The 10,479-nt window shown below is 42.8% G+C and carries 10 protein-coding genes; 5 read left to right on the forward strand and 5 right to left on the reverse strand.

The window, feature by feature from the left end:
- Positions 1–57: 57 nt before the first annotated feature.
- The 3 genes from LIN78_RS17760 to LIN78_RS17770 form a co-directional block, all read right to left on the reverse strand.
- Positions 58–1,074, reverse strand: a complete 1,017-nt coding sequence (locus LIN78_RS17760) for an HNH endonuclease (protein WP_227182227.1) — start codon at positions 1,072–1,074, stop codon at positions 58–60.
- Position 1,075: 1 nt separating this feature from the next.
- A complete protein-coding gene (locus LIN78_RS17765; protein WP_227182228.1) occupies positions 1,076–1,672 on the reverse strand; it encodes a class I SAM-dependent DNA methyltransferase in 597 nt (198 codons plus the stop codon).
- 92 nt (positions 1,673–1,764) lie between these two features.
- Positions 1,765–2,310 carry a TetR/AcrR family transcriptional regulator gene (locus tag LIN78_RS17770; RefSeq protein WP_227182229.1) on the reverse strand — a complete coding sequence of 182 codons (546 nt, stop codon included), beginning with the start codon at positions 2,308–2,310 and terminating at the stop codon, positions 1,765–1,767.
- A gap of 113 nt (positions 2,311–2,423) precedes the next feature.
- On the opposite strand from LIN78_RS17770, the gene LIN78_RS17775 reads away from it, so the two are divergent.
- Positions 2,424–2,912, forward strand: coding sequence for an HPP family protein (locus LIN78_RS17775; protein ID WP_227182230.1), 489 nt, complete (start codon positions 2,424–2,426; stop codon positions 2,910–2,912).
- A 331-nt stretch (positions 2,913–3,243) separates the two neighbouring features.
- On the forward strand, positions 3,244–3,897 hold the full coding sequence (locus LIN78_RS17780) for a dienelactone hydrolase family protein (RefSeq protein WP_227182231.1): 654 nt from the start codon (positions 3,244–3,246) through the stop codon (positions 3,895–3,897).
- Here the strand turns inward: LIN78_RS17780 and LIN78_RS17785 are convergent.
- Positions 3,894–4,814 (reverse strand): LysR family transcriptional regulator, encoded by a 921-nt coding sequence (locus LIN78_RS17785; RefSeq protein ID WP_227182232.1) that lies wholly within the window; start codon positions 4,812–4,814, stop codon positions 3,894–3,896. The genes LIN78_RS17780 and LIN78_RS17785 overlap by 4 nt on opposite strands.
- Before the next feature lie 101 nt (positions 4,815–4,915).
- Here LIN78_RS17785 and LIN78_RS17790 point away from each other — a divergent pair, with 101 nt between their 5' ends.
- The gene (locus tag LIN78_RS17790) at positions 4,916–6,109 is read left to right on the forward strand and encodes an MFS transporter (RefSeq protein ID WP_227182233.1); all 1,194 of its coding nucleotides are present in this window, start codon (positions 4,916–4,918) and stop codon (positions 6,107–6,109) included.
- A 57-nt stretch (positions 6,110–6,166) separates the two neighbouring features.
- On the opposite strand, the gene LIN78_RS17795 is transcribed toward LIN78_RS17790, so the two are convergent.
- On the reverse strand, positions 6,167–7,123 hold the full coding sequence (locus tag LIN78_RS17795; protein WP_227182234.1) for a helix-turn-helix domain-containing protein: 957 nt from the start codon (positions 7,121–7,123) through the stop codon (positions 6,167–6,169).
- A 201-nt stretch (positions 7,124–7,324) separates the two neighbouring features.
- Here LIN78_RS17795 and LIN78_RS18360 point away from each other — a divergent pair, with 201 nt between their 5' ends.
- On the forward strand, positions 7,325–8,914 hold the full coding sequence (locus tag LIN78_RS18360) for a GMC family oxidoreductase (RefSeq protein WP_227182235.1): 1,590 nt from the start codon (positions 7,325–7,327) through the stop codon (positions 8,912–8,914).
- 146 nt (positions 8,915–9,060) lie between these two features.
- Positions 9,061–10,293, forward strand: coding sequence for an MFS transporter (locus tag LIN78_RS17805; RefSeq protein WP_227182236.1), 1,233 nt, complete (start codon positions 9,061–9,063; stop codon positions 10,291–10,293).
- The last annotated feature ends 186 nt before the right edge of the window (positions 10,294–10,479 follow it).

Genomic DNA, 10,479 nt, shown 5'->3' on the forward strand with positions numbered 1-10,479 from the left:
TTCGCATAATTTATATTATGTAAAACATAATGATGTTTTTGGGAGCCGCGATCTTACTTAGATGCTTTGAGACTCATTATTTAATACTGTGATTAGTTTTTTATAGAATGGATCTATCGCTGGATTATATGAATCGCATCCACCCCAATAATTATTACCCAAAACTGTTGAAACTTTTGCATAATGTTTCTGAAGGTTTGCAGCCCGTTGCTTTGGCGTTGTGCCAAGTGATGCAGCAATTTTAGCTTTCCAAGGATGGTTGCTGCCCATAATGTTTTCATTTCGTGCAATCAGCTTCAAAATGAAATGCTTTCCGACAAGACGATCAGATTTTAATAAATTGCACTCTGGATGACTTAGTACCAAATTCCAGACCTCATCATGTTGAAGCACTTGTCTTGGTAAGACATGGTCAACATGAATCTCTGAATCAAGATGCTCAGCACAGTAAAAACAGATATTTCCCTGATAGCCACTAAGAAAAGGAATATTGTTAGTGAGTGGTTTTCTCTCATAGCCACTTTGCAGGTAAATTTCCCGAATATCATTCGCCAAATGGTATTGTGATTGATTTATAGAAAATGCACCTTCCAATAACCCCCAACGTGCATCAATTTCACCCTCTAGTTCAGCTAACTGCGCAGAAGACAAATTTAACAATGAATCCTTTAGTGTTAATGTCGATCCATATTGAAACTCGTAAAAAAACTCTTTAACGATGTCTTTATTGGTACCAATCGTTTGAAAGCGTGGAATTACATCAATGAAACCTTTTAACCCAACTTGTTCAATTGCATCTGATTCACTTAATTTGCCAGATTGATGCTGCTGAACGATGCGTTCCATGAAGGTTTGGCGGTGAGCTATCCCTTGCTGAGGCATGGATTTTTCAGCTAATCTAGATTTATAGAGCTGAAAAAAACTGCTAGCCAACTCACTCCAGTGAATCTTATTCTTTTGCTCTTTTGCTGCTTCAAGCAAAATCTTTGCTAATGCCATTTTATAAGTAGCTGCATTCAAACCAAATAAAACAATACCTTTTAAATAATCCTCATTTGAGAAATGCTGGGGCATACTAGGCTTTCCTTAAAATAGCATTTAGCCATTTTTCGTTAGATCGGTTAGGTCGAAGATCCGTTGTAATCCATGATTTTTCTATGTATAGCTCAGATCCAACCAATTGATCATGCAAAGATAACTCATCCAAATCCGTAAAAAAACGACCATTTCTTTCTTTTGAGTCTGCCCCATATTTGAACGAACAATAAAAAACGCCCTGCTTTCTTAACAATTGGCTAAATTTGATAAATAATTGATTTAGTTCAGATAAAGGAATATGAAGCATGGAAGCACATGCCCATATCCCATCGTAAACTTCGTCAATATTAAATGATTGAAAATCAGTGACTATTACTGGCTGCCCAATGAATTTGCTGGCATGAACAGCAAGCTCAGCACTTGCATCAATCGCTGTTACTTTAAAACCTTGTGTTAGAAATGCATTAGAATCGCGCCCTGAACCGCAACCAGCATCAAGTATATGACCCAAAGGTTGAATTAGAGGTAAAAACTCTTTATACAAAGATGCCATATCAACATTTATTGTTGAGTCATAAAAATCTTGAGCATTTTCATTATAGAAAAGTATCGTTTTATTAGTAGAATATGTCATTTAATCCCTATTTTGGATTTTTTTCATACGGATTTTATATATGCATTATTAGATTATCAATAAAACTGTGTAGCTAATTTACTTTCGAAAAGCTAAGTAATTTTATTCTTCAACCATTCAATCGCTTGTTTCATTGGCTCTGCGTTTGCATGAATCTGGCTAAGCACAATCGCACCTTCAAGCATCAGCATGATTTCATTTGCCGTTGAATTCCCATTTTGTAACGGTAAGCTAGCAGCAATATATGTCAACACTTTCTGTTTATGCTTCGCAGCTAGCTGATGTGCTTTTTCTGTCGATTCAGGAAAAGCCACAGCAGCACCTACAAATGCACAGCCACGGTAACTAGCTGAGTTCACCCAATCTAAATGCCAGTTAAAGATAGCTTTTAGACGATCACCATTTTCAATGGAGAATGTATCGGCATACTGCTGAAGTGACTGGAAAAACTGATGATCTCGGTATTCCAGCGTTTCCAAGATCAATGCCTGTTTAGTTGGGAAATGCTTGTAGAGCGTCATCTTGGCCACGCCGGATTCTGCCAGTATTCGGTCGATACCAACGGCTAGAAAACCTTCCTTCATAAATAAACTAAGTGCAGTTTCTAGTAGCAACTGCTTTTTCTTACTAGCGGGCATCTTAAATACTTTCTAAAACTAGTATTGACAGTCTACTCTGGTTTGATAGAAAAATAGACAGATTAGTCTAGTTTCATCGCTAATAAATAAAAACAACTTAGGGAGAACACAACATGGAACAAAAACCACATTGGTTTTGGAAAATGGCAACGCCAGCCATTCCTAGCCAGAAAATTGTCAAAGCAGGACTTGGTGGGCTAATTGCCATCGGGATCATTGCTTTACTAGCAAGCCTTACTAATGAACCTTTAATTTTGGGCTCTTTTGGCGCAAGTTGTGTACTAGTTTTTGGTTATCCAGAAAGCCCATTTTCACGCGCAAGACAAGTAATTGGCGGCCATGTAATTGGCGCATTTAGTGGTTTACTTATCTTACATTTACTCGGACATTCGCCTTTTGCGTTTGCAATCGCCATGGGTTTAGCCATTGTGTTGATGATGATCACTAGGTCAGTGCATCCGCCTGCGGGTTCTAACCCTGTGATTGTGATGATGAGCCAACCAGGCTGGATGTTCTTAATTAAACCAGTGCTAATAGGCAGCATTTGCCTAGCTATTATTGGCTGGCTTTACCACCGTATTACATCCAAAGTTGCCCCTTAAAACCGCATATCCAGAGTAGGGCTTGTGCCCTACTCTTACGTAACGTTGAGTAATTCATCAAATTTGCAGTGCGCCTATACATGTGTAATATGCAGGTAAAGCATATAGAACAATATAAAAAATTCATCAGCGTGCTGACGTTGAAAATAACAACATTTTCAGCGTACAAAGCTAAATATGGATTGGCCCAAACGACGGTTTGAAGAAGAGAATTTCAATGCAAATTTTTCAGAAATGGTGCATTTCAATATTATCGCTAGTCTGCATAACTGCAATATCACTTAAAGTGCATGCAGAAAAAACTACCATACAGATCGGTGTGCAACAAAACATGCGTGCGACGCTAGTGACGCCTGATGGTGGAGGTACGTATCCAGGTATTTTATTACTCCATACCAGCAGTGGTTTTGAGCAAGCTGATATAACCTATGCAGAGAAATTGGCTCAAGCAGGCTATGTCGTTTTAGTTCCTGAATTTTTATCAGCCTATGGAATAACCGCTAAAACACGCCAGATTACTTTTACGAGCAAAGCAGAACCAATTTACAATGATTTCGTTGCAGCACTAGATACCTTGTCACACCTACCCAAGGTTGCTGGACACAAAATTGGGGCGATTGGTTTTTCTAACGGTGGCTATTTCTCCATGTGGCTAGCGGCCACTAATAAGGTACAAGCTGGCATCAGTTATTACGGCGCGCTTTCTGGTGCGGGATCCGACAAATCGCTAGAACGTTTTAGCGCTACATTTAACTCAACTAGTGCACCAGTCTTGATTTTACATGGTACGAATGACGCTACCGTCCCTGTTTCTGCTGCGAAACGACTAGACAGTATTGTGGCTAGCAGCAATACCAAGCATGAAACCCATTTCTATGAAGGTGCAGATCACCGTTTCGAAAGAGATGATAGTGATGCAAATAACGCTGCAGCGAAGGATGCTTGGATACATACACTTTCATTTTTTAGACAATATTTGAACTAAGATAAAGCCGCCCTATCCCACTTTTCCTCAGGCTCCCGTAACGCCTCTACCAAATACCTCACCATCGAGGAAATCTTGGCGGAGAAGGCAGATTGCTGGTAGAAAACTGCGTGAACGGGTCTGGAGGTCGGTTCAATTTCAGTGGCAAGCACCTCAACCAGTCGGCCTGCTTCCACATCTTTTGAGGTCATAAAGGTTGAAAGACAAGCAATTCCTAATCCATTGATGGCTAGTTGTCGTAGTGTTTCTCCGCTAGCCGCTGTCATAGTCGGTTCGATTCTTAATAGTTTTCCATCTGGCAGTCGTGCCGGCCAAACATTCAGAGATTCTGGCTGAAGGAAGCCAAGTAATTTGTGGTGTAGGAGATCTTTTGCTTCTTTTGGCATCCCTGCCCGCTTTAAATATTCTGGGCTGGCTAGCAAGCGGATATTGGTACGGCCAAGAAAACGGCTATGTAGGGTAGAGTCTTCCAATTCGCCAATACGAATCGCCATGTCTACTCGTCGCTCAAGTAAATCGATAAAACCTTCGTTACTGGTGATCGCTAGTTTTACTTCTGGGTAAAGCGCATGAAAGCCGGGTAACAAAGGGGCTAGCACATGCAGAACAAATGGTGTGGCGGCATCTATTCGCAACAATCCAGAAAGCCGGCCTTTACGTTCCATGAGGCCATCTTCTGCTAATTGCACTGCATCCATGATGTTTCTGGCATCCCGGGCAAAACGTGCGCCCTCTTCCGTTAGGTCTAGCCTTCTAGTTGTTCTGCGTAGCAGTGTGGTTTCTAGCTTTTCTTCTAGGCGTGCTAGTAAACGGCTTGTCGTCGAAACCGGCAGGCCTAAATGATCTGCCGCCGCAGTAAACGAACCGGTATCAACAACCGCTAAATAAACGGTGATTTCTTCTAGCGTAGCTTTCATATTCTCATTAATAGCAACAGTGTTTTGCTAATTATGATCTTTTTTGGAAAAGTAAACCATAAGAAAATTAGCGCACTAAATTTTTATTAATAAAGCGCCTTATGCACGCCAACGTATCCGAATCTACCCAGCTTCCACATACAGAAGTCCCTTGTAACACCACACTTGCACTCCTTGCGCTTGCGGTTGGCTCATTCGGGATTGGCACCACAGAGTTTGGGCCGATGGGCATGTTGCAAAATATTGCCGAAGGGGTGAACGTTTCTATTCCTTCTGCTGGGTTGTTGATTTCCGCTTACGCGATTGGGGTGATGCTAGGCGCACCCTTTATGACCTTATTTTTGTCAAAGTGGCCGCGTCGTAAAGCGCTGATGACCTTAATGGCCATCTTCACCCTTGGCAACCTGCTATCGGCCATTTCACCTAACTACGCCAGCCTCATGGCCGCCCGGGTAGTTACCAGCCTTAACCACGGCGCTTTTTTCGGGATTGGGGCGGTAGTTGCGGCTAGCCTTGTTCCACGGGAGAAACAAGCCAGTGCAGTTGCGCTGATGTTTGCCGGTCTTACCATTGCAAACATCGGTGGCGTGCCCGCTGCCACCTGGATTAGCCAGATGCTCGGCTGGCGAGAGTCATTTGCCGCCATTGCTGGGCTAGGTTTACTCTCGATCATTGCGCTTCGCTTTGCTTTGCCTATTGGTAGCAAAGGCACCGCCCCAAACATAGCGGCAGAGCTAAAAGTGCTAACTAGACCCGTGGTTGTTCAAGGCTTGCTGACCACAGTGACAAGCTCTGGGGCCATGTTCACCCTCTATACCTACATCAACCCCGCACTAAAATTATTTACCGAAGCGACCCCATTAATGATTACCGGCATGCTGGCATTAACCGGTGTTGGCTTTACCATCGGCAATACCGTTGGTGGAAAAATGGCTGACATGTCTATCCGAAACACACTGATTGGATGCTTGGTATTAGAGGCGATCTCGTTGGCAGCATTTCCGTTTGTGGCTGGTACGGTGATCGGTGCGGCTATTGGTTTGTTTATTTGGGCAGCGGCTGCATTTGCCTTGGTTCCATCCACCCAGATGCGCGTTATGCGTGCAGCAGTAGAAGCGCCTGGGCTTGCGTCATCTATCAATATTGGCGCATTCAATATGGGCAATGCGCTTGGCGCGGCAATGGGCGCGGCGGTATTGAGTTTAGGCTTAGGTTATTCGGCAGTTATGTATGTAGGGGCAATACTTGCGCTGTTATCACTGCCATTAGTGATTTGGAATCCATCGAAGAGTTAATACCTATTAATGTCTTGACTAAGAAACCACTTCATTAACATATAAACAATTAACCAACTAATGAAGTAGTTTTCTGGTTTCCGTTGGGGTTTGGGTAAACCGATCTCGATAACTACGGCTAAAATGAGCCTGATTATTAAACCCCCATTTAAAAGCGATTTCGCTAATAGATAAATGCGCTAACAATGGGTTTCGCAAATCAAGATGACATTTCTCTAGTCGTTGCAACCAGATATATCTGTTCAAACTACAGCCATCTAATTCAAACGCTCGGGCAAGTTGTCTTGAGGAAACCTTTAACGCCTTACTTACCGAATCTGCACTTAACCCCTCATCATGCAAATGGCTAGCCACATAACGCTTTGCTTCTTGTAGCAAATACCAAAGCGACTTCTGGCGTAATGTACTATCGCCAGCACGCTTTAGAATTCCATGAAGATTTTCTAAGATTAACTCTGATCGACGAAATTCATCTAGCACGCCCAAGTCTTTGCTAGTAAGTAGCTGCGCAATCCTACTCGCACTATATTCATTCCAACTGACATCCCGATCAATTTTGATAATCCCTTTTTGGTTCCAAGTTCCCATATAAGATTCGAAGACTTCAAGCGGGATATCCATCACCACCATTCTCATGTCCTCTGCAAAACCATGTCCATAAGGCTGCATCGTATTGTAGATAACTAAATCACCGGGTTGATGGTTGGCACAACTCATTCCCTGATATGAAAACCCATTCCCTTTTTGCATTAGACAAACAAATACAGATTCTTTTGGGTTTTGACGAATATTATGAATACTTCTCTCTACCGCATGCTCATTTGCAGAGATTTCATTCATTTTAATTAACCCAAAAGGCTGGTGAATTAATTGTGCCTCTATGCCGGAATCTGGCTGGCTGGAGCAGTCAATATGAACAATGAGGTTGTGAACCGAGTGAACCCAAAAATCTCTTCGCTCATGGCTATCGAGATGAGATGTGCGAATACATTGGGCTAGCGTATCGATTGCCATACCCCCTCCTCTTTCAAATTTCTAGCTGTTTGTTTTTAAAAAGAATCTATACTTTTTCGATGTATTTCGTCAATACATTAACAAATTAATAAATTAGCAAGTTGTCTTAGCGAATCAACGCTTCTGTCACGATCAGTCAAACCTCTTTTTATGTAAGCACCTATTCTCTGCTATCAAAATTCTAAATATTGGGGACACCAAGTGGAGAAATACGATTACATCGTGGTTGGGGGCGGTTCTGGTGGCTGTGTAATCACGCACCGATTAGTTAATGCAGGCAAAAAGGTATTGTTGCTTGAAGATGGGCCTGCAGACAATTCGCAATTTATTCATATGCCCGCCACGTTTATCAAAGTGATTGGTACAGAGCGGACGGTTATTTATGAAAGCGAACCACAAACGGCGGCTGCGAATCGTAAAACCTTTGTTCCTCAAGGACGCACGCTAGGTGGTGGCAGTTCAGTTAACGCTATGGTGTATATCCGTGGCACACAAGCCGACTACGAAGACTGGGTAAAACAAGGATGTACCGGATGGGAATGGGATAAGGTACTAGCCGCCTTTAAAAAAGCAGAAGGCCACATGCGACTTTCAGCCCCTTATCATGGTGTGGACGGCCCTTTAAAAGTAAGCGATACGCGGTATCGCCATCCGTTAAGTTTGGCATTTGTTAAAGCCGCACAGGAATCAGGCATTCCTTACAATGATGATTTTAATGGTAAAAACCAAGCAGGAATTGGCTTTTACCATACCACCACCTTCAATGGTCAAAGAGGTAGTACCGCCTCTACCTATCTTGAAGCGGTAAAACATCAACCGAATCTCACGATAAGAACAGGTTGCTACGTTAGCCGCTTAATTTTCAATAAAGAAAAGCATGTCACAGGCTTAGTCTACCAACAAACAAATGGCACCACGGTAGAAGTAGTGCTTCAGGCCGGTGGAGAAATTATTTTAGCGGCTGGCGCCCTATCCACCCCTAAAATCTTAATGCTATCGGGGATCGGGCCAGGAGCACATCTGCAATCGTTGGGTATTCCTATTGTTCACGCATCTGAAAATGTTGGCCAAAATTTCCAAGATCATCTTGAAGTTTCTGTTTACGGACGAACAAAACATCCTATTAGCCTGCTAGGAAACGATAAAGGATTAACCGCGCTTAAACACGGTATTCAATGGAAACTTTTCCGCACCGGCTTGTTGACGTCTAACGTGGTGGAGTCTGGTGGTTTTGTGGATACCACCGGCGGTAATCGTCCTGACATTCAATTCCATACTTTACCGACACTGGTTGGTGATGTGGATAGAGAACCCATTGAAGGACATGGTATTTCGATTAATCCATGCCATTTACGTCCTGCATCCCGTGGCTACATGCAACTTAGATCGGCAGACCCTAAGGCGCCCATCTTTTTCGAAAGTGGCGCGTTGCAAGTGCAATCAGATGTAGAAACACTCAAAAAAGGCGTTTCATTAGCCCGTCAAATTTTGCGAGCCCCGTCTCTTAGCCATCTCATTTCAGAAGAACTTCGTCCTGCTAAACAAGCGGAGATTACTGACGAAGCGTTAGAAGCCCATGTTCGTACCCATGCAAAGACGGTCTACCACCCAGTTGGGACGTGTCGCATGGGGAGTGATGAACAATCCGTCGTGGATACTCAATTGCGAGTCAGGGGCGTGCATGGCTTAAGAATTTGTGATGCATCGATTATGCCAACCATTGTTTCAGGTAATACAAATGCCCCTGTTGTGATGATTGCCGAACGTTGTGCCGAATTTATTCTGAACTAATTTAGTTTCCGGTAGTGACTGAGACAGACAAATGAAGTGACCGTCTCAGTCAAACCCGAATATGAAAACTTGATTAGATTGATATCACACACCCAACCGAAGCAGTTACACCACACAAAATGGGTGGTTCAAAAGAGGACACTACAATGAAAATCAATACATACGAAAATCGGCTATTGCTGATTCTCTTTTTAGGATTCGGCTTTGTTTTTTTTGATCGTCTAGCCCTATCTTTTCTTTTTCCTTTTGTTGCTGCAGAGTTAAAACTAAACAACACACAGCTTGGCTTACTGTCTTCTACCTTGGCATTAGCTTGGGCAATATCTGGAGCGACACTTGGCGCTTATGCAGACAAAAAGGAATCTAAAAAAGGCTTATTAGTGCTATCAGTGATTGCTTTTTCACTGCTATCCGCTGCTTCTGGCATGGTCACGACATTTGTTAGCTTATTAGTTTTCCGTGCCATGATGGGCATTGCTGAAGGACCAGTTCTACCCATTTCTCAATCCTTGATAGCAGAAGCTTCTACCCCATCTCGTCGTGGATTAAACATGGGCTTAGTGAATGCTTCCGCTCCAGGATTAATTGGTGCGGTATTAGCGCCACCAGTATTGATCTGGATGGCTACTCATTACGGATGGCGTACTGCATTTTACCTTTCTTGTATTCCAGGATTAATCATTGCTTTTTTAATCTGGAAGTTTGTTCAACACAAACGAGGTGCACACCCATCTGCCGGCGTAGACCCAGAAACCAAACGCCCAAGCGAATATATGGCTTTGCTTAAGAACCGTAACATTTTGTTATGTGTGCTGATCTCATGCTTCTACATTTCTTGGTTTATTACCTTAATCTCCTTCACTCCAACCTTTTTGATGACAGTGAAGAAATTCAGCCCTGAAACTATGGGCTCTATTATGAGTAGCCTAGGATTTGCATGGATGATTTGGGGCTTTGTTGTTTCCGCACTATCAGACAAAATTGGCCGAAAACCAGCCATGATTATCTTTTCTATTTTGGCGAGTTTTTGCCCAATGGTACTGTTGTATGTCAACAGTGCTAGCGCGATGCTACCGCTCGTATTTCTGACTTACACAGGCCTTGGTTGCTTTACCCTTTTCATGGCAACTATCCCTGCAGAGACCGTTCATCCATCCCAAATTGCATCCGCATTAGGGCTAATCATGGGAGTTGGCGAATTATTTGGCGGCTTTGTTACCCCAACCATCGCAGGTTTTGCAGCTGATCAATACGGTTTATCTATCGTCATGTGGATTGCATCGGCTGGTTCAGTTATCGCAACGATTTTAACCTTTTTCTTAAAAGAAACCGCACCATCAAAAGTAGCCACACAATTTCAAGAACGCCACGCCATTTAATACATCAAAACACTCAATCTAATTGCCATCAATTAGATTGAGTGTTATTTAATTTTGGCAATCAAAAGAGACTTAGCATGTCAGAAAATCTTATCCCTATTCTTCCCGAAGTCACCGCCTTCTTGCAAAAAGAACACGGCCTTCTGATTAACGGCCAATCTCAATCTGCCCGTACCGGTAAACGGG

Source organism: Leeia speluncae, assembly GCF_020564625.1.
Lineage (GTDB): Bacteria > Pseudomonadota > Gammaproteobacteria > Burkholderiales > Leeiaceae > Leeia > Leeia speluncae.

Excerpts from the sequence above, each read along its gene's own strand:
- LIN78_RS17765 (WP_227182228.1), bottom strand. The coding sequence starts at position 1,672 with ATGACATATTCTACTAATAAAACGATACTTTTCTATAATGAAAATGCT.
- LIN78_RS17780 (WP_227182231.1), top strand. The coding sequence starts at position 3,244 with ATGCGTGCGACGCTAGTGACGCCTGATGGTGGAGGTACGTATCCAGGT.
- LIN78_RS17760 (WP_227182227.1), bottom strand. The coding sequence starts at position 1,074 with ATGCCCCAGCATTTCTCAAATGAGGATTATTTAAAAGGTATTGTTTTA.
- LIN78_RS17795 (WP_227182234.1), bottom strand. The coding sequence starts at position 7,123 with ATGGCAATCGATACGCTAGCCCAATGTATTCGCACATCTCATCTCGAT.
- LIN78_RS17785 (WP_227182232.1), bottom strand. The coding sequence starts at position 4,814 with ATGAAAGCTACGCTAGAAGAAATCACCGTTTATTTAGCGGTTGTTGAT.
- LIN78_RS17805 (WP_227182236.1), top strand. The coding sequence starts at position 9,061 with ATGAAAATCAATACATACGAAAATCGGCTATTGCTGATTCTCTTTTTA.
- LIN78_RS17770 (WP_227182229.1), bottom strand. The coding sequence starts at position 2,310 with ATGCCCGCTAGTAAGAAAAAGCAGTTGCTACTAGAAACTGCACTTAGT.
- LIN78_RS17790 (WP_227182233.1), top strand. The coding sequence starts at position 4,916 with ATGCACGCCAACGTATCCGAATCTACCCAGCTTCCACATACAGAAGTC.
- LIN78_RS17775 (WP_227182230.1), top strand. The coding sequence starts at position 2,424 with ATGGAACAAAAACCACATTGGTTTTGGAAAATGGCAACGCCAGCCATT.